This window comes from Corynebacterium sp. SCR221107, from assembly GCF_027886475.1.
In the GTDB taxonomy this organism is placed as follows: Bacteria; Actinomycetota; Actinomycetes; order Mycobacteriales; family Mycobacteriaceae; genus Corynebacterium.
Genome location: NZ_CP115670.1, coordinates 962,108 through 986,369 on the forward strand (window position 1 = coordinate 962,108; position 24,262 = coordinate 986,369).

Consider the following 24,262-nt stretch of genomic DNA (forward strand, 5'->3'; position numbering starts at 1 on the left):
CGCAGCCCACACCAACGATGGCACACGGCGCCCGGACTGGGACAGCGCCCGCCCGGTTGCCGGTGGTTTTGGTCAACACGGCGGGTTGAGCCAGCCTCAAGGGCAAGGTATGCAATCTGCGCCCATCCAGGATCTCATCGAGGGGCTTAACCCGCAGCAGCTGCAAGCAGTAGAGCACAGTGGCTCACCATTGCTGATCGTGGCCGGTGCTGGTTCTGGCAAGACCGCGGTCCTTACTCGGCGCATCGCCTACCTGTTGCGCATGCGCGGGGTGCACCCTGGGCAGATCTTAGCCATTACCTTTACCAACAAAGCTGCGGCGGAGATGCGGGAACGCGTTGCTGAACTGGTCGGACCCATCGCTAACCGCATGTGGGTGGCAACCTTTCACTCCACCTGCGTTCGAATCCTGCGCGAACAGGCAGGTTTGGTTCCGGGACTCAACACCAACTTCACCATCTATGACTCGGATGACTCCCGGCGCCTGTTGTCGATGATCGCCAAGGACATGATGCTCGATGCCAAGCAATTTACTGCTCGTTCGCTGGCTAATGGCATTTCCAACCTCAAAAATGAGCTAATCGATCCGGCGGAGGCACTGGCGGAGGCAGAACAGACCCATAACCCCTATGAATCCACAATCGCCAAGGTCTATGCGGAATATCAACGGCGTCTGCGCGGCGCTAACGCGGTGGACTTCGATGATCTCATCGGCGAGACGGTTCGCATTTTCAAGCAACATCCTCAGGTCACGGAGTATTATCGCAGGCGTTTTCGGCATGTGCTTATCGACGAGTACCAGGACACCAACCACGCGCAGTACGTGCTTATCCATGAACTCGTGGGCCAAGGTCCGCAGGCCTCAGAACTGTGCGTAGTGGGCGATTCAGACCAGTCGATTTACGCGTTCCGTGGTGCGACGATCCGCAATATTGAGGAGTTTGAGCGCGACTACCCGCAGGCCACGACGATCCTACTGGAGCAAAACTACCGCTCCACTCAAACAATCCTGGATGCGGCCAATGCCGTAATCGCACGCAACGCCAATCGCCGGGAAAAGAAGCTATGGACGGCAGCGGGAGTAGGCGACAAGATTGTTGGATATGTTGCTGATAATGAGCACGACGAGGCCCGCTTCATCGCAACCGAGATCGACAACCTCAGTGACCGTGGCGTAAATTATGCCGATATTGCGGTCATGTACCGCACCAATAACTCCTCCCGTGCGGTAGAAGACGTGTTTATCCGCACCGGAATTCCCTACAAGGTGGTAGGTGGCACCCGGTTCTACGAGCGCAAAGAAATCCGCGATATCATCGCCTACCTGCGCCTGCTTGACAATCCCGAGGATGAAGTTTCCTTGCGCAGGATTATCAACACTCCGCGCCGTGGCATCGGGGACAAGGCAATAGCCTTCCTCAATCTCCACGCCGAAAACTCTGGTGTCAGTTTCAACCAGGCTCTCATCGACGGTGCCGCCAACAAAGTCTCCATGCTCGGGACTAGGGGAGTAAAGGCCGTGGGTGGATTCATGGAGCTGCTCGACGGGCTGCGTTCGGCTGCCGCGGAGTCGAAAAATGAGGTGACCGGCATGCCCGATCTTGGGGCGATGGTCACTCACATCCTCGACATGACCGGATACAAGGCCGAACTCGAGCAGTCCAGCGATCCGCAAGACGGGGCACGGCTCGATAACCTCAACGAGTTGGTGTCAGTCGCGCGAGAGTTTAGCTCCGAGGCTGCCAACCAAATGGCATACCTCACCATGGATGGCCAAGACCTTTCCGATGTACTCGACGAGGGCGAGGCTGTGCCCGGTAGTCTGCAGGCATTCTTGGAAAGAGTCTCGCTTGTTGCAGACGCAGACCAAATCCCGGATGACGACCAAGGGGTGGTCACCCTCATGACGTTGCACACCGCCAAGGGCTTGGAATTTCCCTACGTGTTTCTCACCGGGTGGGAGGACGGACAATTCCCGCATATGCGCGCCTTGGGTGATCCCAAGGAGCTTGCCGAAGAACGCCGTTTGGCGTATGTGGGAATCACCCGCGCCCGCAAGCGTTTGTACCTCAGCCGTGCAATGCTGCGCAGCTCCTGGGGCAACCCGCAGACAAATCCGCCCTCCCGCTTTCTCAACGAAGTCCCAGATGAGCTCATCGATTGGCGAAGGCAAGAGCCGACCAGCTCCTTTAACGATGCGTGGAGTGGCGGCTCCTACGGCGGGTCTTCTGCCGGTTCCTTCGGCGAGGGGAGGGGATACTATGGCGGCGGTTCACCGAGCGCAAGCTCGCAACGAAGGATCCCCAAGGCGGCCCCCCGCAGCGCGAAGAGCGAGTTGCATCTCGAGGTCGGTGACCGCGTCAACCACGAAAAGTACGGCCTTGGCACGGTAAAGAAGATGGACATGGTCGGCGCTCACGCTTCTGCCACCATCGATTTCGGCTCCTCGGGCACCGTGCGCCTGATGCTCATCGGCGGGGTGCCCATGGAGAAGCTTTAGTCCTCACGAACGGTGATGCCCACCTTGGGGGATGCAAAGTAGCCAACCAAAGTAGAAACGATGGGAAGCACCACAGCAAAGAGCAAGAACCCGAGCCAATCCACCTGGAAATCGGGGAATTCCGACAGTGAAAGCAGCTCACCGGTGCTTGCATAAACATCGGGGGTGCGGGACAGCCACACCCCAGCAACAGCCGCCAGGCTCGCGGGTACGACTGCGGTGGCGCAAAGGACGCCGAAGTAGGTGGCGTTCATCCGTCGAAGCTGGCCGCCATCTGCACCTACAGCTGAGAACTGTTCGTTTTGCTTGCGCAGGTGTGGATAGCTTAAGGCGATGATGAGTCCCAATACCGCAAGAAGGACAACGAACACGGCCGCATAAGCACGGTAGCGGAAGTCCGGGCGGAGGTATTCGCCAGCATCGAAGGTTGCGTTGGCGCCTGTGTGTGCGACGGCTTGCTCGGCCCGGTAGAGGTCGCGGTCGCTTGAGTGGGATGTGGTGACAAAGGCAGTCGAATACCTCGCGTGGCCGCCGAGCGTTGTCACAGCAGATGGGCTAAGCAATGCGGTGTCCAAGCCTTGCGGCAACACGTAGGCTACCGGCAGGGTGAAGTCTTCGGAGGTCTGCTCCTGTGCGCCGCTGCCATAGGAGTCGACGGTCACGGTGGCTCGTTCCACGAATCGCTCACCAGCTGTATTGTCTGCCCTCGGCATCACCACCCCACCTTCAGACAGTGCCGTGAGCGCGGCCTGCTTGTCGGCATCGTCCAAGCGAATAAGGTCGAGGAATTCGGGCCCGACCTCGAAGGCGGAATGATAGGTCATACCGGGAACGACCACATTATCCAAGGTGCCCAGCGTATTGTCTTTACCATCCACGGCATTGAGCTCGTGGGAGATCTCAGAGTAGGCGGCGGATCGTGATTCGCTAAACACGACATCCTTGGCAACATAGGCCTTGCTGGAGTTGAGCTCGTCCAAGGCAGCCTGCACCGTGGTGTTGATATCCGCCGGTGACGCTGAGTCTTCATAGAAATAAACGGCAGCGACGGATTCGTTGAGTACCTTCTTCACCAAAGTCTGCGAATGCGCAGAGCTGCTGAGGATAAGAGTGGTCATCATGATGAGGATGAAGGTAACGCTCATCAAGGCCGCGATGCCCGAGATGGAGCGCACACCCAGACGTACCAAAAGTCGCGAGGCCGAGCGGGCGGCTGAGCCGCGCCCAATTTTTGAGAAGAAGAACAACAGGCTAGGAATGCAGGCAAGCAGCAAGGCCAGGCACACGAGGATCAACGCGGGCGAGGCGTAGTCGAAGAAGTCACGCAGCATTGTTGACGGGAGGACCCATTGAGCAAGCGCGAGGGTCACTGCGAATCCAAGCAGCAGGACCGGCGCGATGGCATTGCGTTTGGTAAATGTGCGCATCCGGCCGGGGATGACGCCAGAGATGGCAGCGATGATGTCGAGACGGGCCTGATAGATGGCGGGAATTGCCGCCGCAACGGTGATGCCGATCACCGCTCCTATCCATAGGAAGGCGAGGTAACCCCACTGTGGTGTGAATCGCCAACCGGGGAAGCTCATTGTCCACCACGCATACCCCGCCGCGGTGCCAAAAATTGCGCCGAGGGCAGTTCCGAGGATACCGAAGGCCAGTCCGTAGGTTGTTACAGTTGCGGTAACCTGGCCACGGGTGGCACCTTGTGAACGCATGAGTGCGTACAGGCTGGAATGAGATGCAGCCAAGATCGCGAAGACTGGTGCTACGAGGCTCAACAAAACCACCGCGATGATGAGGGCAACGACAACGAAGCTTATCGCGTTTGCGACAGCGACACGGTCTACGTCAAAGATTCCGTTGTCGGTGCTCGATGTGGCGCCTTGCCCAGGATCGGATAGCACCTGGTCGGCCGGGGGAAGGGTGCCGATAAATTCCGAGGTATGGATTACGAAGCCTTGTTGGTTGAGTGCGTAAACTTGCTCCCAGCGCAATGGTGCGGTGGATTCAAGGCGCCAGGAGTTGATCTCCGAGGCGAGCATGGCTTGACGATCGCGCCATTGGTCATCTGCAACAGCTGCGACGTAACTTGGGGAAATGCGGGAGACGGTAAGCGTGATGGCGCTTTTTTGCTCGCCGGGAAGCTGCGCATAACCTGCCATCGGGGAAACAGTGATGGTGTCTCCCACGCTGGCGCCGATGGCTTTAGCTTGGCTTTGACTCAGGTGAATCTCGCCAGGAAGCGGTACGGGGCTGCCGTCGAAGGACTGAGAAGGTGATTGTTTAAGCTGCCCGCCGTAGCTCTTATCGCCCAGGCTAAAGCTCACGCTATAAGTCTCATCATTATGTGCGCTAAGACCATCGGGAAGGGCTGAGCTGAGAAGCTGTTGCGCGGAGATGTCCTCACCGGCTGCCGGAGTGTCGTCGCTGGGGGAGCTAGAAGACCACAGCGGCTGTCCATCGTCACCTACGCAATCGGCTGCGGTTCCATCGACGGATTGCAAACAGGAACCGCCGATGTAGGTGATGGTGTTGTCTGCCATCCGGTAGCTTGCGTTATCACGCGAGGTGGAAAAGGCCAGGATGGCGGAAATAACGCCCACGGCCACTGCGATGAGAACGATGCCTGCGATGCTGCGGGTCATGTGTCGGCGCATGTCGCGAATTGTGGGGCGCATGGCGGCTTGAATGGATGTCAGGCTCATGAGTGACGCCTCTCGCTGAGGTGGCCATCGCGGACGTAGAGGACGCGGTCTGCCCATGCGGCAAAGCGTGGCTCGTGGGTGACCAGAATTCCTGCGGCACCCCAGGTTACCCGGGAGCGCAGCACCCCCATGACGTGGTCGCCTGTTGCGGTGTCGAGGGCGCCGGTGGGTTCATCGGCGAGAATAAGGTTGCGGGTGCCGATGAGCGCTCGGGCGATGGCTACTCGTTGCGCCTGGCCGCCGGAGATCTCCTCGGGGTAGCGGTCGAAGGTGCCGTCGAGGCCTACCTCGGCCAATGCCTCGTCGATGCGAGCGCGTGCTGATTCTAGGCGCGTGCCGCCGAGTTCGAGTGGGAGACCTACGTTTTCGCCTACGGTAAGAGTGGGGATCAAATTGAATCTTTGAGACACGACGCCGATTGTGTCGCGCCTTAAGCCAGCGAGTACTTTGTCGCTCATGTCGGAGGTGTCCTGGCCGCCGATGAGAACCCGGCCTGAGGTGGGTCGCTGGAGAAGCCCTGCTATGTTGAGCAGGGTCGACTTGCCGGAACCACTTGGACCCATGATGGCAACGAGCTCACCCTGTTCTACATGCAGGTTGACATCGGTGAGCGCGCATACCTGGTTAGAGTTGTCGCCATAGATCCGACTCACGGATTCGAGGGCTAGGGGGTAGGGGGTCATGATTGGGTCCTTCCTGGTGCTGAAAGTGACTCGATGAGGTCGATCCAGCGCATTTGCGCCTCGAGGTCGAATATGTGCTTTTCGACGATCAGACGTTCCGGGGTGCGTGCCTTTTCTAGCCCGGCTGCGCGTTCGTTGAGCTTGCGTATCTGGTGCAGGATGGCGGTGCGTTGTACGTCAAGTAGCTCGGTGAAATCCTGTGCACATAGGTCCTTGGCGAAAACGACCTTGGTGATGAGGTCGTCTCTTTCGCTCATGGGGCGCACGATGGGCTCGCGCCACCAGGAATCGAGTGCTACTTGGCCCTCCTCGGTCAGGGCGTAGGTAGTCGATTGCCGGCCCGTGGGACCTGTGATGGTGCCGAATTCACGAACCAGGCCGTCGCGTTCGAGACGAGTGAGTGTTTGAGTCACTTGTCCGATGTTGAGTTGCCACAATCCTTGCATAGTGTCAGTGAAAGCGTGTTGAAGCCCGCTGGCACTGAGCTGTTGGTGCTCGAGCAAGGACAGCAGCGCGTAGGAAACGCTCATTGCTGCTCCCAAGGGTAGATGAGACTGGAGAGTGCGGACATACGGACCTATGTCCTTTTCCGTCATTCGCCACCGTGTTGGTGGATGACGTTCCTTTCGTTGATTACAGGGTAAGCAACGTTCGAAAATCGAATGTTACCGGGTAACCAATGGGTTGGCAACACATTTCTTAGCCCCATCGAATGGACGCGGTCAAATAAAACGAAGCCCGTGTCTGAAAGTGACAGTCACTGGTTGATGGATGCGTGAAACGGTCGCTAACCCACGGACGGGGCTGTGGTTGAGGCTGGTAGGCGAAGTTGGGGAGCCTGCCACACCTGGAGCATAGCAACGAGGGATGCGTGACTGTAACGCCAATGGGCGTTTGGGCAGACAAAGAGGTGTGGCACTGTGTGCGCAAGCTAAGGGGAGAGAGGGCGGTATTTGTTTCAGTCGAGGAAGGGGCTTGCTTGATCCGGTGGGGGACTGCTTCGGCACCGGAGCCAGTGTAAAAAACCACGAAGCCTCATGACATTCACCCGGAGGTGATGCCATGAGGCTTGAGGAGAAAGCAAAGGTATTAGACGACGATTCCGCGCTCAGCGAGCCATGCAGCAGGATCGACCGGGGTGGTGCCATCTGGGTGGATTTCAAAGTGCAGGTGGCTACCGGTGGAGAAGCCGCGAGAACCCATACCGGCAATCTTCTGACCAGCTTCAACGTGCTCACCGACGGCGACGTCGAGGGTCTCCATGTGGCCGTAGACCGAAACGGAGCCGTCTTCGTGCTTGATGCGGATCCACTGGCCGTATCCGGAAGCTGGGCCGGAGTCGATGACGGTGCCACTCATGACAGCGTAGATCGGAGTGCCGATGGTATTAGCGATATCGATGCCAGCGTGGAAAGCGCCCCAGCGAGGGCCGAAACCGGACGTAAACGTACCTTCGGCTGGACGGGCGACCGTCACCTTAGGGGTGCGCGCAAGCTGGTCGGCCGCAGCGACTTCTTGGCTGTACTGGGCTGCCTTGGTGAGCTGAGTGGCCAAGTCTGCGACAGGCTTGAACTCTGCGATGGCGAGGATCTGAGGGGCGGAGGAGCCCTCTGGGAGAGATGCTGCCTCGTTGGCAGTAAGTTCGATCTCAGCACCATTTGCATTGGAGGTGTGCGCAAGTGCGGCACCGCTAGCACCAGCGGTGGAAACCGCAGTCGTAGCCAATGCTACGAATGCAGCGCGACCCTTGGTCTGAGAGGTCTGCTTGCGGTGCTTTCCACCAGCGATCTGCCGCTTCTGCTGCATTGAGGCCTACTTCCCTAAGTCTTTCCAGTTTTGTCAGCTACTGATTCAAGGCTTTTTGAGGATGGATTTCCTTTTGGCCCAACTCTGTAACCAACTTGTTATTTACCGGACGTAACGATAGCTGTTTGTAACAATTCAATCAACCTGTTTTGAAGGATTCTTTCTTTGTCTCACTCAAAAAACGTTACATAGCTGGGAAAAATGCCTCAAAAAAAGTTTGAAGATTTTTCCGCGCGGTGTGTAATTTGGGGCAAATGTGAGATTTGTGAACAACCTTCATTGCGTGATTGCTACGCGTGTAACGGCTGAATCTAACGGCCGTGAGCAGGTTAAAAAGCCTTAATTCCGACTGGTGATTCTAAAGAAAATGTTAGAAAAGTGTAAAAGGGGAATCTCATTCATGGGGAAATTCATCTGCTTTTGCGTGCGCGGCTAGCTTTCCCTTCAACTAACGATCGCTACCTTGAACGATCCCTTAAGAATCTACGCCTATATATAAGAATATAAGGTATGGGATCGGTAGGACACTTCGAGCTAAAGACCTGCTAGGGTATCCAGCGCTTTAGGCGGACAGTTGAGCTTGCAAGCGATGGAGTGGAGCTTTGTAGCGCAGGTTCTAAGCAATCTCGTGGCCCTGAGGGTGAGAGGATCATAATTGGAGGCCACCTTTCTACTTTTTGGTGGCAGCGAGAAGGATTTTGTTGAGCGCTTCTTTCTTTGGAAAGGAATGAGTGAAACTCTGAATTGCAGTGGGCTCGAGTATTAGGTGCGGCACGGAATTTGCTTTTCAAAATGGGAAAGTTCGCCGTGGGTATCCCCGTAGTCCGGTTAGACGTGGCATGGTTGATGGAATGAGCAAGAAGTCCAGTCCGCACCCGCAGGCAGGTCCTCATCGAGGTTCCGCTGGGCGTCGCCCGCCCCGACGTTCGGAAGCGCCGAATGGCCCGGCATCTGCGCAGCGTCCGCAATCAGCCGGGAGGCGTGGTGCCCGAAGGAAAGCCGTGCCCGAAACGCGCACGATTGATCCGACGTTTTCCTCGCGCATGCGCGCCTTCTTGCCGGTAACGGTACTTCCCAACCTCATTGTCGTGGCATCAAGCATCGCCTTCGCTCTCGTTGCGCTGATTGCAACCTCGACGACCATGACCGCAATGCCTAGCGTGATTGCGCAGTTCTGGTTGGTCATCAATCTGGGGCCTGTTGTCGGGCGTGGTCAAGAGCTTTCGGCTTTGCCCTTGCTACCAGCATTATTATTGGTTTGGGCGATTTCCCGGCGCGTGTACCGTGCGGTAAAGGATCGCGTGAGCCTTGCTGATCTGGGTGTCTTGACCCTATGTGTATTGGGGATTCCGATACTTTTGACGCTCACAGCGTGCGCCATGCTGTACGACGCATCCTCGGTTTTTGATGTGGACTCTCCACCGATAGGCGAGGCGGTGCTTCGAACTGGGTTGTTGCATGCGGTGGCTCTCGTGTGGGGCATGGGGCGCAGGCTCTGGCAGGCCTTGTGTCGTCGTTTCGTTGTTCCGGAATGGTTCGTTGAAGCATCTCTTGATGCAGTGCGAGCATTGAAATACATCGCCGGTGGTGCGGCAATAGTTTATAGCGTCGCGTTTGTCATGCATCTGGGGGATGCTTCGGCCATTTACGCTAACTACTCCACCGCCGGAGCTATTGCGGTAAGCGTCCTGAGTCTTCTGTATCTTCCCAACGCGATCGTTTTCACCGCGGCAACGACGGTGGGATCGCAGCTCATCCTCGGGCAAGGCTCGGTTTCCCTTTTTGGTGTCAATCTCGTGCCGCTGCCTCCGCTGCCGGTGCTCGCTGCGCTTCCGCATACATCGCAAACTTGGGCCATGGTTGCGCTTCTCGCGCCTTCGCTAGGGGTGTTGTTGTCGGTCATGCGCAACGTTCCTGCACTCAAGGTGGGCGTGCTTGGCGGCATTTTCGCTGGGGTCTATGCGTTACTAACGGCCTATTTTGCCGGCGGCGCGCTGGGGGTTTATGGCTACTTCGGTCCGCACGTGTGGCTCAGCGCTGGACTAACCGCAGCGTGGGTCGGTGGCATCACGATCATGGCCTCGGCGGTGGCTTCCGTGCTCGATCGCGGGGTAACTAGAGCGGTGGATTCTCAGCAAGAAACTGCCTTGGGCGACGATCCAGACACCGATGAGCATGAGTCCCACGCGGCTGCTGAGGATGCGAAGTTCAGTCCTAACGACGCCGAGGAAGCTTCTGTTCAGGCGATGAAGGCGGCGACCGTAGGCGTCGTCAAGCACGCAAACGAAGCAGACGGCGAAGATGAAGATACGCCTTACGACGAAGCTGCCGGCGGTCATTCGAACGATTCCGAAGAAGGCATTGTTCAATCAGATGCAACTGAATTTGAAGGCGCTACTGGAGATGCCAATGGTTCGGAAGCCGATGACTCGGGCTTTGACATGGACGGTGATGCCGACTCGGGCACCGAAACCGCGGGGTTCGGGAGAGGAGATGAAGGTGCTGTGGAAGATTCTGCGCAATCGAGTGCGCCTTATGCTCCGGGCGAAGACACCACCGAAGAAATCCCGAATGATTCAGAAGACGTTGACTCAGGCATCCAGCCCCACGGGGACCGTGGTGATGAACATGACGCCCAAGGGCAAGGCGGAGCGGATATCAGCGACCAGGAGGAGGCGCAGGGGGGCGGAAAGTGAAAATAACTTAGATGACGTTGCTGGAAAGGCGTCGGAAGCTGGAGACGGTGAGTCAACAGGGGAGAGTCGCAAGTAGCGGAAATGATTCGCGGGGGCTAAAGGGGACGGCTTCGCTGCCGTCCTTCATGCTGAGGGAAGGGCTAGAAGGTGGACAAGCTGGGATCGGGCGCTAGAATATTCCGAGTGACCAGCACTGAATCTCTCGTGTCAGAAAATCGAACCGACCTCCTTCCCATCGTCGTCATGGCGAGTGGTTCGGGCACCTTGTTGCAGGCCATCATCGATCACCAGGAGACTGGTGATTTTTCTGTTGGTAGGTCAGGTTACAGGGTGGTTGGTGTGGTCACCGATGTGGAGTGTCCCGCAGTTGGACGCGCCGAGAGAGCCGGAATCCCGGCTGTGACGGTCCCTTTGGAAAAAGGTGCTGATCGCGGCGCGTGGAACGAAAAGCTTGCCGCGGCCGTGGCAGGATTCGAACCGGACCTGGTGGTTTCCGCAGGATTCATGAAGATCCTCGGACAGCCCTTCCTCGAACAGTTCGGGGGCCGCATCATCAATACCCACCCGGCATTGTTGCCCGCTTTCCCAGGTGCGCACGCCGTGCGTGACGCGCTAGCCTATGGCGTCAAGGTCACCGGCTCCACCGTGCACTTCGTCGACGAAGGCGTGGACACCGGAAAGATCATCGCCCAGAAGCCGGTGGAAATTCTGCCGGGGGAGGCTGAAGCGGATCTGCACGAGAGGATCAAGCAAGTAGAGCGAAAGCTCATCGTGTCCGTACTCAACTCCGCGGTCGTGGTCATGGGCGCGGAGAAAAATTCAGGAGAGGTGTCCTTCACTAATGAGTGATGACCTTAAGGCAATCAAGCGCGCGCTGATTAGCGTCTACGACAAGACGGGTCTCGAGGACCTGGCACGCGCCCTCAACGATGCTGGCGTGGAGATCGTCTCCACCGGCTCTACCGCAGCCAAGATCGCAGCGCTTGGCATCGACGTCACCCCAGTCGAGAAGCTCACCGGCTTCCCAGAGTGCCTCGAGGGTCGCGTGAAGACCCTGCACCCGCGCGTGCACGCAGGAATCCTGGCCGATACCCGCAAGCAGGATCACCTCGACCAGCTCGCCGAGCTGGAGATCGAACCATTCCAGCTCGTGGTGGTCAACCTGTACCCCTTCACCGAGACCGTTGCCTCGGGTGCGGACTTCGATGCCTGCGTCGAGCAGATCGACATCGGAGGCCCGTCCATGGTGCGCGCTGCCGCCAAGAATCACCCGTCCGTTGCCGTGGTCGTTGACCCTGCCCGCTATGGTGAGGTCACCGAGGCCATTGCCGCCGGTGGATTCACCCGCGCGCAGCGCACCGCACTGGCCGTGGAGGCCTTCCGCCACACCGCAAGCTACGACGTTGCCGTCGCCACCTGGATGGGCGAGCAGATCATGGACGAGGACGAGAAGTTCCCGGCATGGATCGGCCAGACCTACACCCGCGAGGGCGTGCTGCGTTACGGCGAAAACCCGCACCAGGCCGCAGCCTTGTACACTCACGCCGGCGAAGAGGGGCTGGCCCAGGCCACCCAGCTGCACGGCAAGGAGATGAGCTACAACAACTACACCGACTCCGACGCAGCCTGGCGCGCCGCCTGGGACCACGATCGCCCTTGCGTTGCCATCATCAAGCACGCGAACCCGTGCGGTATCGCCGTGTCCGACACCTCGATCGCCGAGGCACACCGCAACGCTCACGCCTGCGATCCGGTTTCCGCCTTCGGCGGCGTGATTGCCTCCAACCGCGAGGTGAGTGTGGAAATGGCCAAGCAGGTCGCGGAGATCTTCACCGAGGTCATCATCGCACCTTCCTATGAGGACGGTGCCGTGGAGATCCTCTCCCAGAAGAAGAACATCCGCATCCTGGTTGCCAAGAAGCCAACCACCAACGCTTTCGAGAGCAAGGAAGTTTCCGGCGGCAAGTTGCTCCAGGAGCACGACGCCTACCAGGCCGAAGGCGATAACGCCGCGAACTGGACCCTGGCTACCGGCGAGGCTGCCTCGCCTGAGCTGCTGGCAGAGCTCGAGTTCGCGTGGCGCGCGGTTCGCGCCGTGAAGTCCAACGCCATCTTACTGTCGAAGAACGGTGCTACCGTAGGCGTGGGCATGGGGCAGGTCAACCGAGTTGACTCCGCTAAGCTCGCAGTCGAGCGTGCCAACACCTTGGCCGGCGACGAGAAGCGCTCCGAGGGGTCCGTTGCCGCCTCCGATGCCTTCTTCCCGTTCGCGGACGGCTTCCAGGTGCTTGCCGACGCCGGCGTCACCGCCGTTGTGCAGCCGGGTGGATCTATCCGTGATGCCGAGGTCATCGAGGCCGCGAAGGCGGCTGGGGTGACGATGTATCTCACCGGAGCCCGCCACTTCGCGCACTAGGTTCCTATCCAAGGAATCCTGAAGGGATTCTATTCCTTGAAGCCCGCCGAATCCGTCGGTCGCAGCAGAGGCGATCGTCGGCCGGCGGGTTTTGTCATGTGGCACCTGCTTGCCGACGCCCACCTGCCGCGAGTGGGCAAAGGTTGTGATGTCCGCTTCCGGTGTGACTGGTGGCAGGCATATATTAGTCAGGTCACAAGCGGGGGCGAAATGGATGCCCCACATGTGCGAATGCCGAGTGAAGTAAGTGGCCGAGACGGTGCAAGATGCCTAAATTAAATGCGAAAAAGAGGGGGTAACCAGCGGGAAACGTGGGTTCGTGACTGGGGAAAAATGATGTCATGAAGGCTAAACTTTAACTGTTCTTAGCGTTTCAATAACCCGCGTGTCTACGATGTTGTCCCTCCCGACATCCACGCTTATAGGCATGTGGGGTGCGACGAGATGTTTGAGGTTTCTCATGACACAGATGAATCCGGATCCTAGTTTTAGCTATCCACCGCAGCAACAGCCGATTCAGCAGCCCTACGAGCAAGTGATTCTTGCCCCGCAGCGCCAGCCTTCCAACACGGGATTGTGGGTCGTCTTGGCTATCGTTTGTGTGTTACTCCTTGCGGGCCTCGGCGTCGGTGGCTACTTCCTTGTTCAAAACGGCAAGGAAGACGCCGCGCCGACTACTTCAACCGTGGTTGTGCCAGCACCGGCGCAGGAGCAGCAGCAGGCGCCTGCTGCACCTGCGGGCCCTGCGGCACCTGTTGCCAATTCGGGTGTTAGCTTCAGTACCTATTACCCAGCAACGTCGGTGACCTCGGACGGCTTTGCCGCCAATGTGTACTCCGCTTATGTTGCCAACTATCAAAGTACCGGCGCGCTCAACTCCACCATCACCGCTTATTCCCCATCAACTGGACTAAATTACACGATGTCGTGCTATTACTCGGGCGGGGTCACCACCTGTTCTGGCGGCAAGAACGCGGTGGTAAAGATCTACTAAGATCCGCCTAGGCTGTGGCACGCGGGTGGTCAGTGGCGAAGCACCGGTTACTGCCTCGATGAGCAAGGCATTGGCACAGAGGCACTCGTTGGAAACACAGGAGGGCTCATGCACCATCGGCCAGTATCGCCATGCGGGCCGTGACCTACTGCTGTGCGGGGACATGACAAAGACGAAAAAGCTTCACTCTTGGAACGGGTGGAGGAATTCGCACGCAAGTATCCCATGACCACTTTGGCGCTGTCCTCACATGGAGTCTGCAGTTTCTGGGGTGCGTGCTATTGCCGTGCCTAGAGGGAAACTGAGAGAATTTAGTTCGTTCCTGATGGAAAAAGAGCTACGCCTTCAAGTACACGGATGATACGTGCCACATGAGGGCTGGTAGGAGAGCAACACATGGCAAGTCAAGTAGAGCCGGAGGAGCTGAAATCTCCTGCCAACAAGCCTTCGCCGGCCGCGACTTCCGCGCCGTTTCCGCCAACGGCAAGCTTCCCTGCTCAGCTTAAGGCCGGCGGTGACACCGGCATCGCGTCTGGCGCCACCGTTTCGAGCGGGCTTCCCTTTTCCCCTTTCGATTCGGGAGTAAACGATAAGCAACTGGCTGCAACGCAGGGCGACCAACCGGCTTCCTTGCCGCTTGGAGCGCAGGAGCCTGTTAAACCCATGACTACGACAGCTCTGCCCGGCAACGGATATCGACGGGTAACCCGACGCATCGTTCAGGTACGACCAGTTGCCCACATGTCCGCGCACAGCGTGCGGATTCAATCCCAACCACGAACGAGAACCGTGCTCATTGCTGCAATCGCGGCGGTGAGCACTGCATTGCTGCTGTGTATTATCGCCCTCGTCATATTCCTTGTCAGCAATAACGATAACCTTTCTGGTTCGGCTATCACCGAGCCAGCACTACCGGAAGGCGCAGTCGCAGCCAATGAGGCGGCTCGCGAGGGCATAGCCAGCGGCAACTTCAACAGCGTGTGGGTAGGAAATGAGCAAACCACACCAGAAATTGCGACCATTATCCGAGATGCCTTCGTCGTTGAATTCGTGCGCACAGGGAGCACAAATATGGATCTAGCAATCAAAGTGGCTCAGTCCGGCACGGACGAATACCTGCACTGCCAGGACTCGGGAAAGCTTGTAACCTGTAGCAGCGACAACGGCTACCTCGTTTACATTGCCTAGTCAGGCGGCGGGACAACGTCGCACGCTAAGGCGAGCAGGCAGGACGGCGTCGGCAAGCAGTGGGGCACGCACCCGTGTCGGAGTTATCAATAGATCCGCGCCACGTCACCGAAAAAGGAAAACTGGAAATGACCACGTTCGCGAATAATCAAAAACCAACCTTAAGGAAGGGTACGCGCACATGTGCCGGTCTTGGACTGTGCATCGCAATATTTGCTACCACCGGTTGTACGATCGGTGACCCGGAACAACGAGCTTCCGCCACAGCCACGCCGACGATGCCCAGCGTCACCCCGACGATTATCGACTCAGCACCAATTTCGGATGCGCCGGACACGCGGGACACGCGGGAAACACAGCCCGCGACAGGGCCCGTTGAGCAGCAAAGTGGCCCAGCCGATGCGGCTGGACTGCAGGCGGAACTTGAAGTGATCGTCAACGAGGTGCAATCAAGCCTCGGCGGGCACGTGGGCGTTGCGACCCAGGGAGCAGGCGGCATTGCCTCCGCTGGAACCACCAGTGGCATCCCGGCGTGGTCGACCATCAAGGTTCCCATCGCTATCGCGGCGCTGCGCAATGATCCAGGCCAGCGATCGAACATGCTGGCCGCTATCACCTATTCAGACAACGCGGCGGCCCAAGCGATGTGGGACTCGTTGCTGACCCCGCGTGACAGCGTCCAGGCAATCCTCGCGGAGGCGGGCGATAGCACCACGGTGGTCAATGATCGGCCTTTGCGACCGCCCTACACCGTCTTCGGGCAGACGCAATGGTCGCTGGATGCTCAGGTGGCCTTCGCAAGCAACGTAGCCTGTCTTTCGGGCGCGGCGGAAGTCCTCACGGCAATGGGACAGGTCGACTCGGGGCAGTCCTATGGCCTGGGCACGTTGCCACAAGCACGGTTCAAGGGTGGCTGGGGACCCGATGTCTCCGGCGCTTATGACGCGCGTCAATTCGGAATCGTGGAAATCGGTGGCGTCCACGTACCGGTGGCTCTGACCGCCCATGCTGCCGATGGCAGTTATGAGTCCGCCCAAGCCCTGCTGAGCGCGTTGGCCGGCAAGTTGTCGGCGCTGACGGTCCCCCTCGCACCGGCAAACTGCGTGTAGGAAGCCGCTTGAGTGTACGGTATTCCCTGCACCGGTAGTCCTAGGAGACGAGGAAGGTTCCCGCGAGCACTGCGACCGGTTTTGAGCCGCGTAGCACGATGCACAAACTCGATTCTGGGTACCGAGACGAGAAGAAATAGGTACTCTAAGGTCTTATGACTTCTCCAGATGGCTTTCACATTCCAGGACCTGCGATTCTTTTTGCCCCTTCCAACCGAGCGGAGATTATTCCGAAGGCCGCGGCCCGCGCGGACATGGTCATTCTTGACCTTGAAGACGGAGCAGGCGATGTCGATCGTGACGTGGCGTATGGCAACATCCGCAACGCGCACCTCGATCCGGCACGTACTTTCGTGCGCATCGTGGGACCACAAGATCCTTATCACGCCGACGACCTTGCTTTTGTACGTTCGACCGAATACACAAACGTCATCGTGCCGAAGGTAGGAGCGCACCTGCCTCCTCACCTTGACGGACTCAACATTGTCCCCATCATCGAGACACCACAAGCGGTACTCAATATCGCTGAGATAGCTGCCGACGACAATGTGGTGGGCTTGTATTGGGGGGCCGACGACCTCACCATCGCCCTCGGCGGACTGTACTCGCGCCGTCGCAGTGACGAGCCGCATCCGGGCTCATATCGGCCAGCGATGGAGCTCGCCCGGCAATTGACCCTCATTCATGCGGCTGCCGCGGGCAAATTTGCGATGGACGCCGTCTATCAAGACTTCCAGGACGAGGCGGGACTCTACTTCGAGGCTCTGGATTCCGCGCGCATGGGATTTCAGCTTTTCCCGTGCATTCACCCACGACAGGTGGAGGTCGTGCGAAAGGCATTCCGTCCAACAGAGGAGCAGCTCCAGTGGGCGCATCGCATCGCTGAGGAAACTAAGAAGCACCCTGGCGCTTTCAAGCTGGACGGCGAAATGGTGGATGCTCCCTTAATCAAGCTAGCTTCCATCTTGTTGTCCCGCGCGGAGATTTAGGTAGTCTGGTCACCCGTCAGACAAATCCTGAGGCCATCATCTTTGATGTGGGCAAGCACACGATAGTGAATCGCGACCTCTACTTTTATGCCAATGCCCAGGCTAAATAGCCTGGGCATCATGGGATTTCTGGTGCGAGAAAAGCGGGTTGAGGTTCTAGCTTTCTTCGCTGTCTTCGAGTTGCTCGTTGGCTTGCTGGATGAGCTCCAACGTTCGCTCAACTCGGTTATCCGGCAGCTTCGTACCCAAAACGGCGAGTACAGCGTCGGCAAGCATAATCGCAAGTTCTGGCAGAGTTTCATCCGACAAGGGGAAGGGAACCACGCCGTCGTTCTTGCGCATTTCAATCACCGACAAAGCGATGTGGAAAGGAAGATCCACCCGCGGATCCTCAGGACCGACGATTTCGCCTGCGATGTCTCGGAAAATTTGCTCCAGCTGAGCACGCTGCGCATGATAATCGGAAAATTCTTCTGAAGACGCAACAGGAAGCTGATAAAGGCGACCGACGTTCCACCGCGACGACAGCAACAGGCGGCATTCCGCAGCCGTCAATGCCCACAGGCGAAGGGGGGCGTTAACCTCAGCCTCACCAAGAAGAGCCGCCAGACGAGTGGAAGGCTCCACTGTCGAATTCAGCAGCTTAAGGAATATCTCCGTCTTAGAAGGGAAGTGATAGTACAACGACGCCTGGCGAATGCCGACGGCATCAGCGATCTGGTGGGTGGATGTCGTTGCGAAACCCTGGGTGGTAAACAGCTCCGCGGAAGCATCCAAGATCTCCTCGCGTGCCGTGCTGCCACGGCGGCGAGGGCTCTTCTTGCGCGGGCGGCCAACAGCTCCTGCCATGTTTGGTTTCACACCCCTTTCCCTTTTAAAGCTTGGGCGCTCGAAGACTTAAAGAGCGCGCGGACTTTCTATTCTATACAACGCTAGGTTGAAACCCGTCATTGCGTAATCTACCTGCACCAATTACCGATTCACTTATTTCGGTGCATCGCCGAATCGGACGGGGTGTCCCCATCGCGGGTTGTCGTTAATTGTCGTGCTGCGTGCGGAAGTTTTTCTGGCGGGTTTCAGACAAACTAACTCAGAGTGATCCCGTGCTCACTGGCTAGTGAGTGTGCAACTTCGCTCACCGAGCGCGCAGAAGCGCCATAAATGGATCGCTGCAACGGCGGGAGGTATTCGGCGGTCGAACGCTGGTTGTCAATTCGGTCAGTCCAGCGACGGAATTGCAACTGAAGGCCGGCTGCCCATGCTTCGCGCAAATAATCGGCCTGCGCCACGCTGAGATGTCCGGCGGAAAGCCCAGCATCAATTCGATCCAACGTGGTTAGTGCCTCCGAGCCTGCTGCGACTCCTGCCCAACGGGCAATAGCAATGATGGGGTAAAGCAGGTCCCGCCGAACGTCAAAGCGTACGTCGCGGTCGGGGAGTCCTTCGAGCAGTTGTACGGCTGGCGGTCGCAAGGCGATGGCGTCGGCCAGCAGTCCTTCATGTTCGCCACGAGCAAGCACCGATTCGAGTAGCCAGGTTCCGGCATCAGCGAAGATCGCGAGCTGTGAGCTATCAGCGTCCTTGACTGCCTGGATCCATTCCTGTTTCGTACGTGGTGCAGAACCCAATGGGGTTACGTCAGTATTGAGCCCAACACCTGTGATTAGTTTGGTCAAGGGTTCGGTGTTGGCATCTGCAGGGCCCACGGCAAGCCACTTAATGGGGGAGTTTGGAAGGGCATCACCGCGACCAACCGAACCGGTAAGGACAATGCGAGCACCTCCGGTGAGCTCCTCAACCGCGGGAGAATGTAGGGCATCCGTTATGAGCGCAGAAAACCATGCGACGAGCTCTTGAAGGTTCTCGTCATGATCGACGGCGTTGCGTACCAAGTCTTGGGACTCAGCGAGCACCCCACGGAGCATGGGTGTATTGGAGCACAGGGGTGCTTGTTCAGCGAGCTCGATCAAAGATGAATGCAGCACGTTTTCGTCTTCCCTTTTAAAAAATGGGCTCACAGTCCATGGATTTGAAACCCATGGGCACTCTGTGGACAACTACTGAATTGTTTCTTTCATTGTTCCATTGCTTAAGCACGCAACGTTAATTGTGGATAATTGCGTGTACTCGATCAAGCGGCAGTGGATTTCTGGTCCACCATTGCGGGGTGTAGATGGCCTTTGTCCGAAGATTTGGAACAATTTCTAGCACTCTTCAATGTAGCCTACGGCCGTTTGTTCTCCTTAATCTCGCCCCATGAATTCGGATAAAAATCTTGCGATTGACAAGGTTCAATTCACAAACTTTGAGTTCGTACGGAAGGAGAGGCGTACTTCGCATTCGAAGTTTCCAACAACTGCTTTAGCTAGTCGACGTCCACAGAGTGGTAGGAAGACTGATTCCTTAATGGCAATCGACCATTAGTAGCCTCGATCGAGCTTAAATGGTTGGGACATCGTCTGCCTAGCAAACTTATATGGTTTGCCTGTTGAGATGAAAAGACAAATCCATGAATTCGTAGTGTGGTTCATCCGGGGTAGGGGCGCCTGGGGTATGTGTGCACGATGGGTCGATTGCTTATGTGTCTCCAAGGCGGGGTGGGAGATGATTACCGTTGCTGAATGTGGGGTCGGGATTCTCAACTTTCTGGGGTTTTGGCTGCATCGAGAGGAAGTGGACGGCTATTTTGTGGTGATGGTGGGGGCGGGAGGGGTATTTTGTCTTTGAGCTTTACTCGGAAAGAACAGGCCCTGACGATGGGATGTAAGGCCGATTCGGGGGTGAGCAGCGTTGCTTTTTGTTAACAACGTGTTGTAAGACACATTTCTGGCAGGTACAGTCTGGTGCAGCTTTTGATCCGTAATCGCTGGAGAATAAGGGGGCATGCTAATGACTGATGTCGGAACTGGACGGTGAAATTACCTGTGCAAGGCTGCTGGAATGCCGATGTGTGAATTGAAGCGTCGACCGAGATTTGTACCGCCAATTCGAAATGCATCTTCAGCCCGGACTTATGTGGCCGCCGGCACAGGCGCGTGATGTAAGGGCCGAAATGCGCCTTCGACATTGATAAGGGAGTACTGAGAACCTAAGAGTGACAAGGAAGTCTTTGCCTCGAATCGTGCTGGTGCGCTGTGGTAAGCGCTGACTGAACAAAGGTGCTTCCACTGCGATCCGGACAAACACCCCTCAAAAAACTGAACTTAATTACAAATTGGAGAACCCTATGGGCAACTTCTATTTCCGCCGAATCGCCGATAACCGCTTTGAGCCGTCCCGACACACGGAAGGCGCATGGTCCAGGGAGGACTATCACTTCAGCGCTTTAGCGGGTCTAATGGTCAATGAGATTGAACGCTCGCGCCCGAACGCAGAACTAGTCTTAAGCCGCGTTTCCTTTGACATTCTCGGAAGGCTGCCGTTTGAGGAGGTGGCAGTTGACGTCGAGGTTTTGCGTCCTGGACGCACCATCGAACTCGTACAGGCCACGGCTAGTATTGGTGGACGCGCGATGATTAGCGCCAGGGCCTGGTACCTAGCAGCTGCCGACACTGCTGAGGTGGCTCACATGGACGAACATCGCCTACCTGCGCCAGATGAGTGCCCGGAAGGAACCCTTCAGGGGCTCTGGGGTGGTGGTTTCATTGAACAAATGCATTTCCGGAAAGCGGGCCCTATTGAACCGGGACATGGAGCGATCTGGCTGACCTCCGACAATCAGTTGATTGAGGGGGAGCCGCGTATTGAAGTTGCCGAATTCTTTGCCCGCATCGACGTGGCCAATGGAGTAAGTCCCCGCCGTCAGCCAACGGAGTGGGCATTTCCCAATGTTGACCTGACCGTCCACTTGTACCGACAACCGGACGGGGCATGGACGGGATTGGATACGAAGGTGTATTGGGGTGCTGAAGGAATCGGATTGACAAGCTCAGTGCTCCATGATGTCCACGGCCCTGTCGGGCGAGCAGAGCAGATCCTCACCCTCCGTAAGATCTAAGACACCGCAGATTACGAAGCCAGCAGCACTACTCAGGCTTGTCCAATCATGAATGTCGAAGGCGGGGTGCTAAGACTACTCGGGCAGAAAATCCGCTATAAGAAGAGCCTGCCTTGCTTTTACCTGTTTGAATGCAGCAGCCAAAAAGCTTGAATGAAGTAAGGGGAAATGCCTTCAGATTGAACGTGACAGAGATAATCGGAAAGACGTGGCGTTCGATATCGAGAAACTCGACCGTTGGCTGGCATCGATCCAAACAAACCTTGCCGAAAGAGGTGAAAGGTAGAAATCCAGATGGGCAAGCGACCGTATGCCCGTTTTTTCGAGACGATTCCTGCATATGGACAAGCATCTCGTTGTTGAGGTGGCAGTGGTGGAGAGTTTCGCCCCCTGAGCGGGGAATTGGGTATGCAGCGGGTGTGGCGAGCAAGAATCACGATAGGAACAGTACGACGAAGCCCCAAATTTCCTAATCCTCGCCTTGAGCGCTAGAAGGTGTGCGCGATGGAAGTGAAGGGAAGGATACCAGTTATTCGAGTACCAAATTTGTAAGGAGCCGTCGCGATACCTCAGGGAGATAGTGGATGCGAGCCCTTTGATCCCCTCTGACAACGATGAGAATACAAAGCTCGCTCGGGGGGTAACGGGGCGGTCGTAGAAAACAAAAAACGCTCGTCCCTGAAAAGGAACGAGCGTTTCAAGCTGTTATCGCGTGCTAGCAAAAAGGGCTAGCGGCGTTGTCCACCCAGTCTTTAGCGGCTGGTGAACGGCAGGAGAGCCATCTCGCGAGCGTTCTTGACGGCGGTGGCAACCTGACGCTGCTGCTGCGGGGTCAGGCCGGTTACGCGACGAGAACGAATCTTGTGGCGATCGGAGATGAAAAGGCGAAGGGTGTTGATGTCCTTGTAATCAACCTTTTCGATACCGGCGGCCTTGAGAGGGTTCTTCTTGGGGCGGCGGGACTGCTCCATCCGCGCCTTCTTCATGTTGGTGCGCTTCATTGCAAACTCCTCGACAATTACCAGCTGGACTTACGAACGCCAGGCAGCTCACCGCGGTGAGCCATCTCGCGCATACGGACACGGGAAACGCCGAACTTGCGGAGGAAGCCACGTGGGCGACCATCGCGGGAGTCGCGGTTACGAACGCGAACTGGGGAGGCGTCGCGTGGCTGACGGTTCAGCTCGAACTGTGCGTCCAGACGGTCCTCGTCAGAGGTGTTAGGGTTCTTGATGATTGCCTTGAGCTCGTTACGGCGCTCCGCATAGCGGGCGACGATTTCCTTGCGCTGCTCGTTCTTGGCGATCTTGGACTTCTTAGCCATAGATTATCGCTCCTCGCGGAATTCGACGTGCTTGCGGGCTACCGGATCGTACTTCTTCAGAGTGATACGATCGGGGTTGTTTCGCTTGTTCTTACGGGTGACGTAGGTGTAACCGGTGCCAGCCGTAGACTTCAGCTTGATGATTGGGCGGATATCGTTACGTGCCATCTTTTAGATCTTCTCCCCACGTGCTCGGATCTTCGCAACAACGGACTCGATGCCGTCGCGGTCGATGATCTTCAGGCCCTTGGTGGAAACATTCAAGGTGATGGTACGGCCCTCGGAGGGCAGGTAGAACTTACGACGCTGCACGTTGGGGTTCCAACGGCGAGACGTGCGTCGGTGCGAGTGCGAGACAGACTTGCCGTAGCTCGGCTGACGTCCCGTGACCTGGCAAATAGCCGACATGGGTTTTCTTTCTCCTAGCCGCCCACATCATGGCTTGAAAGGCAAGCAACTCCACGGCTTCGTTCACAAAATGGAACGCGAGCGAGATGTAAGATGCCGAGGTGGCAAACTTATGCCTCGTGGGCACGTGCTTTAGAAAAGCGGGGTGGAGCTAGCTGCCAAACGCCAGTTGACGGGGCGTAAACGTACAATGTGACAACAGCAATCAGCAATCTTACAACCTTGCTTGGAAATTTCCTAATCGCTTCCCGTTTCGAGCCTTTTCGCGACACCTACGGGTTCCTGTTCGTTGCTAGCTGTGCAATCGCGATTGAGCGCATTTAAAGTTTGCTTCCTTTAATTATGTATCGTCTCTCCGCTTGGGGAAGCTTGCTTACCGACGTCGGCAAGCAAGAAAGTGACAAGCTCACCTTTTTAAATGGCTGGTTCCAGTGCGTCAATGGTTGTTGAAAGTAGGGTCCGGTAACAAGTTGTTGGGAATCTCAACCTGTTGCCGTGGAGGTGGTGGGCGTCGGAAAGCTCACAAGTGCAGGTGGGTTGTCTTCTTTAACAACCTGGCGATGTGGTGGGGTGTGTGAGGAGTGTATCAGCGTGCTGAAGGAGTCGGGCCGGGGGCTGAACTTGAGATTTATTGGTGCAGCTTAGACGGCAGTAAGTTAGTGGGCTGGTGGGTGGGAGATAGGATTTCTTAAAATGGCAATCCTCCTGTAGCATTGTTCAAGTTGTTCTTGGCTTTGGCGCTCTAGTGTCTAAGGATCTTCCATAGAGCACATTCTTGAATCGATATTTCGCACCCAACTCGGGCACGATCCAAGGCAGGACCTTGGAACCGACCCGAAGTCTCAATCCTGAGGGAAACGAATACATATGAAGAAGGATATCCATCCTGACTACCACCCAGTAGTCTTCCGCGATGCAGGTACTGGCCACCAGTTCCTGACTCGCTCCACCGTCACCTCCGACCGCACCGTTGAGTGGGAAGACGGCAACGAGTACCCACTGATCGTCGTCGACGTCACCGCTGAGTCCCACCCGTTCTGGACTGGTGCACAGCGCGTCATGGACACCGCAGGTCGCGTTGAAAAGTTCAACCAGCGCTTCGGTGCAATGGCTCGTCGCAAGAAGAAGACCCAGGCTTAAAGGTTAGGAGGGAAAAACCATGGCAGTACCAAAGCGTCGTATGTCCCGTGCTAACACGCACGCACGCCGTTCCCAGTGGAAGGCCGACAATGTCGCCCTCCAGGAGGTTAAGGTCAACGGCCAGACCGTTCGCATTCCGCGTCGTCTGGTCAAGGCAGCTCAGCTTGGCCTGGTCGAGGTCGAGCAGTTCTAGGAGCTCACCCAACCGTAGGAACGTGCTAACAAGGATCTTAGTCAGGATCGGGCCTACACTTCGGTCGCAGTTTGAGCTGTGTGCACCGTTGCCTGAAAGCCGGCAATCTGCCTT

At 57.1% G+C, this 24,262-nt stretch carries 21 protein-coding genes; 11 read left to right on the top strand and 10 right to left on the bottom strand.

Annotation, left to right across the window (positions count from 1 at the left end):
* Positions 1-109 precede the first annotated feature (109 nt).
* A complete protein-coding gene (locus PAB09_RS04350; RefSeq protein ID WP_271035263.1) occupies positions 110-2,500 on the top strand; it encodes a UvrD-helicase domain-containing protein in 2,391 nt (796 codons plus the stop codon).
* On the opposite strand, the gene PAB09_RS04355 is transcribed toward PAB09_RS04350, so the two are convergent.
* The 4 genes from PAB09_RS04355 to PAB09_RS04370 form a co-directional block, all read right to left on the bottom strand.
* Entirely contained in the window at positions 2,497-5,205 is a 2,709-nt protein-coding gene (locus PAB09_RS04355) for an FtsX-like permease family protein (RefSeq protein WP_271034826.1), read from the bottom strand. The two genes, PAB09_RS04350 and PAB09_RS04355, sit on opposite strands and share 4 nt — an antisense overlap.
* Positions 5,202-5,888, bottom strand: a complete 687-nt coding sequence (locus tag PAB09_RS04360; protein WP_271034827.1) for an ABC transporter ATP-binding protein — start codon at positions 5,886-5,888, stop codon at positions 5,202-5,204. The genes PAB09_RS04355 and PAB09_RS04360 overlap by 4 nt, the downstream gene beginning before the upstream one ends.
* Positions 5,885-6,418, bottom strand: a complete 534-nt coding sequence (locus PAB09_RS04365) for a PadR family transcriptional regulator (protein ID WP_271034828.1) — start codon at positions 6,416-6,418, stop codon at positions 5,885-5,887. The genes PAB09_RS04360 and PAB09_RS04365 overlap by 4 nt, the downstream gene beginning before the upstream one ends.
* Positions 6,419-6,977: 559 nt before the next feature.
* Entirely contained in the window at positions 6,978-7,694 is a 717-nt protein-coding gene (locus tag PAB09_RS04370) for a M23 family metallopeptidase (RefSeq protein ID WP_271034829.1), read from the bottom strand.
* 1,001 nt (positions 7,695-8,695) lie between these two features.
* On the opposite strand from PAB09_RS04370, the gene PAB09_RS04375 reads away from it, so the two are divergent.
* The 7 genes from PAB09_RS04375 to PAB09_RS04405 all read left to right on the top strand — a co-directional run bounded on the left by PAB09_RS04375 (position 8,696) and on the right by PAB09_RS04405 (position 17,086).
* Positions 8,696-10,390 carry a cell division protein PerM gene (locus PAB09_RS04375; protein ID WP_271034830.1) on the top strand — a complete coding sequence of 565 codons (1,695 nt, stop codon included), beginning with the start codon at positions 8,696-8,698 and terminating at the stop codon, positions 10,388-10,390.
* A 183-nt stretch (positions 10,391-10,573) separates the two neighbouring features.
* Positions 10,574-11,239, top strand: a complete 666-nt coding sequence (gene purN / locus PAB09_RS04380) for a phosphoribosylglycinamide formyltransferase (RefSeq protein ID WP_442873707.1) — start codon at positions 10,574-10,576, stop codon at positions 11,237-11,239.
* Complete coding sequence (gene purH, locus PAB09_RS04385) at positions 11,232-12,806, top strand: bifunctional phosphoribosylaminoimidazolecarboxamide formyltransferase/IMP cyclohydrolase (RefSeq protein WP_271034831.1); 1,575 nt, start codon at positions 11,232-11,234, stop codon at positions 12,804-12,806. The genes purN and purH overlap by 8 nt, the downstream gene beginning before the upstream one ends.
* A gap of 460 nt (positions 12,807-13,266) precedes the next feature.
* On the top strand, positions 13,267-13,800 hold the full coding sequence (locus PAB09_RS04390; RefSeq protein ID WP_271034832.1) for a hypothetical protein: 534 nt from the start codon (positions 13,267-13,269) through the stop codon (positions 13,798-13,800).
* 396 nt (positions 13,801-14,196) lie between these two features.
* A complete protein-coding gene (locus PAB09_RS04395) occupies positions 14,197-14,988 on the top strand; it encodes a hypothetical protein (RefSeq protein ID WP_271034833.1) in 792 nt (263 codons plus the stop codon).
* A gap of 128 nt (positions 14,989-15,116) precedes the next feature.
* On the top strand, positions 15,117-16,097 hold the full coding sequence (locus tag PAB09_RS04400; protein ID WP_271034834.1) for a hypothetical protein: 981 nt from the start codon (positions 15,117-15,119) through the stop codon (positions 16,095-16,097).
* Between the two features lie 155 nt (positions 16,098-16,252).
* The gene (locus PAB09_RS04405) at positions 16,253-17,086 is read left to right on the top strand and encodes an HpcH/HpaI aldolase/citrate lyase family protein (protein ID WP_271034835.1); all 834 of its coding nucleotides are present in this window, start codon (positions 16,253-16,255) and stop codon (positions 17,084-17,086) included.
* 156 nt (positions 17,087-17,242) lie between these two features.
* On the opposite strand, the gene PAB09_RS04410 is transcribed toward PAB09_RS04405, so the two are convergent.
* Both PAB09_RS04410 and PAB09_RS04415 read right to left on the bottom strand, forming a co-directional pair.
* Complete coding sequence (locus PAB09_RS04410) at positions 17,243-17,935, bottom strand: TetR/AcrR family transcriptional regulator (protein ID WP_271034836.1); 693 nt, start codon at positions 17,933-17,935, stop codon at positions 17,243-17,245.
* Positions 17,936-18,171: 236 nt separating this feature from the next.
* Positions 18,172-19,068, bottom strand: a complete 897-nt coding sequence (locus tag PAB09_RS04415; protein ID WP_271035265.1) for a putative nucleotidyltransferase substrate binding domain-containing protein — start codon at positions 19,066-19,068, stop codon at positions 18,172-18,174.
* Between the two features lie 1,244 nt (positions 19,069-20,312).
* Between PAB09_RS04415 and PAB09_RS04420 the strand changes: the two genes are divergently transcribed.
* Positions 20,313-21,083, top strand: a complete 771-nt coding sequence (locus PAB09_RS04420) for a thioesterase family protein (protein ID WP_271034837.1) — start codon at positions 20,313-20,315, stop codon at positions 21,081-21,083.
* Between the two features lie 752 nt (positions 21,084-21,835).
* Here the strand turns inward: PAB09_RS04420 and rpsR are convergent.
* From rpsR to rpmB, 4 genes are read right to left on the bottom strand one after another with little or no spacing between them, the layout of a single operon-like run.
* Entirely contained in the window at positions 21,836-22,084 is a 249-nt protein-coding gene (gene rpsR / locus PAB09_RS04425; protein ID WP_025252335.1) for a 30S ribosomal protein S18, read from the bottom strand.
* 17 nt (positions 22,085-22,101) lie between these two features.
* Positions 22,102-22,407: a 30S ribosomal protein S14 gene (gene rpsN, locus PAB09_RS04430; protein ID WP_271034838.1), complete on the bottom strand. Its 306-nt coding sequence runs from the start codon at positions 22,405-22,407 to the stop codon at positions 22,102-22,104.
* A gap of 3 nt (positions 22,408-22,410) precedes the next feature.
* On the bottom strand, positions 22,411-22,575 hold the full coding sequence (rpmG, locus tag PAB09_RS04435; RefSeq protein WP_012359793.1) for a 50S ribosomal protein L33: 165 nt from the start codon (positions 22,573-22,575) through the stop codon (positions 22,411-22,413).
* Positions 22,576-22,578: 3 nt separating this feature from the next.
* Complete coding sequence (gene rpmB, locus PAB09_RS04440; RefSeq protein WP_025252337.1) at positions 22,579-22,815, bottom strand: 50S ribosomal protein L28; 237 nt, start codon at positions 22,813-22,815, stop codon at positions 22,579-22,581.
* Between the two features lie 867 nt (positions 22,816-23,682).
* Here rpmB and PAB09_RS04445 point away from each other — a divergent pair.
* Together PAB09_RS04445 and rpmF are read left to right on the top strand one after the other, a co-directional pair.
* On the top strand, positions 23,683-23,955 hold the full coding sequence (locus PAB09_RS04445; protein WP_271034839.1) for a type B 50S ribosomal protein L31: 273 nt from the start codon (positions 23,683-23,685) through the stop codon (positions 23,953-23,955).
* A 19-nt stretch (positions 23,956-23,974) separates the two neighbouring features.
* Positions 23,975-24,148, top strand: a complete 174-nt coding sequence (gene rpmF / locus PAB09_RS04450) for a 50S ribosomal protein L32 (RefSeq protein WP_046440321.1) — start codon at positions 23,975-23,977, stop codon at positions 24,146-24,148.
* Positions 24,149-24,262: the final 114 nt, after the last annotated feature.

Coding starts and splice junctions, on each gene's coding strand:
- PAB09_RS04365 (WP_271034828.1), bottom strand. CDS start 6,418: ATGAGCGTTTCCTACGCGCTGCTGTCCTTGCTCGAGCACCAACAGCTC.
- rpmG (WP_012359793.1), bottom strand. CDS start 22,575: ATGGCACGTAACGATATCCGCCCAATCATCAAGCTGAAGTCTACGGCT.
- PAB09_RS04370 (WP_271034829.1), bottom strand. CDS start 7,694: ATGCAGCAGAAGCGGCAGATCGCTGGTGGAAAGCACCGCAAGCAGACC.
- PAB09_RS04445 (WP_271034839.1), top strand. CDS start 23,683: ATGAAGAAGGATATCCATCCTGACTACCACCCAGTAGTCTTCCGCGAT.
- PAB09_RS04350 (WP_271035263.1), top strand. CDS start 110: ATGCAATCTGCGCCCATCCAGGATCTCATCGAGGGGCTTAACCCGCAG.
- PAB09_RS04400 (WP_271034834.1), top strand. CDS start 15,117: ATGACCACGTTCGCGAATAATCAAAAACCAACCTTAAGGAAGGGTACG.
- rpmB (WP_025252337.1), bottom strand. CDS start 22,815: ATGTCGGCTATTTGCCAGGTCACGGGACGTCAGCCGAGCTACGGCAAG.
- PAB09_RS04360 (WP_271034827.1), bottom strand. CDS start 5,888: ATGACCCCCTACCCCCTAGCCCTCGAATCCGTGAGTCGGATCTATGGC.
- PAB09_RS04355 (WP_271034826.1), bottom strand. CDS start 5,205: ATGAGCCTGACATCCATTCAAGCCGCCATGCGCCCCACAATTCGCGAC.
- PAB09_RS04420 (WP_271034837.1), top strand. CDS start 20,313: ATGGGCAACTTCTATTTCCGCCGAATCGCCGATAACCGCTTTGAGCCG.
- rpsN (WP_271034838.1), bottom strand. CDS start 22,407: ATGGCTAAGAAGTCCAAGATCGCCAAGAACGAGCAGCGCAAGGAAATC.
- PAB09_RS04405 (WP_271034835.1), top strand. CDS start 16,253: ATGACTTCTCCAGATGGCTTTCACATTCCAGGACCTGCGATTCTTTTT.
- PAB09_RS04410 (WP_271034836.1), bottom strand. CDS start 17,935: ATGGCAGGAGCTGTTGGCCGCCCGCGCAAGAAGAGCCCTCGCCGCCGT.
- purH (WP_271034831.1), top strand. CDS start 11,232: ATGAGTGATGACCTTAAGGCAATCAAGCGCGCGCTGATTAGCGTCTAC.
- PAB09_RS04390 (WP_271034832.1), top strand. CDS start 13,267: ATGACACAGATGAATCCGGATCCTAGTTTTAGCTATCCACCGCAGCAA.
- PAB09_RS04395 (WP_271034833.1), top strand. CDS start 14,197: ATGGCAAGTCAAGTAGAGCCGGAGGAGCTGAAATCTCCTGCCAACAAG.
- rpmF (WP_046440321.1), top strand. CDS start 23,975: ATGGCAGTACCAAAGCGTCGTATGTCCCGTGCTAACACGCACGCACGC.
- rpsR (WP_025252335.1), bottom strand. CDS start 22,084: ATGAAGCGCACCAACATGAAGAAGGCGCGGATGGAGCAGTCCCGCCGC.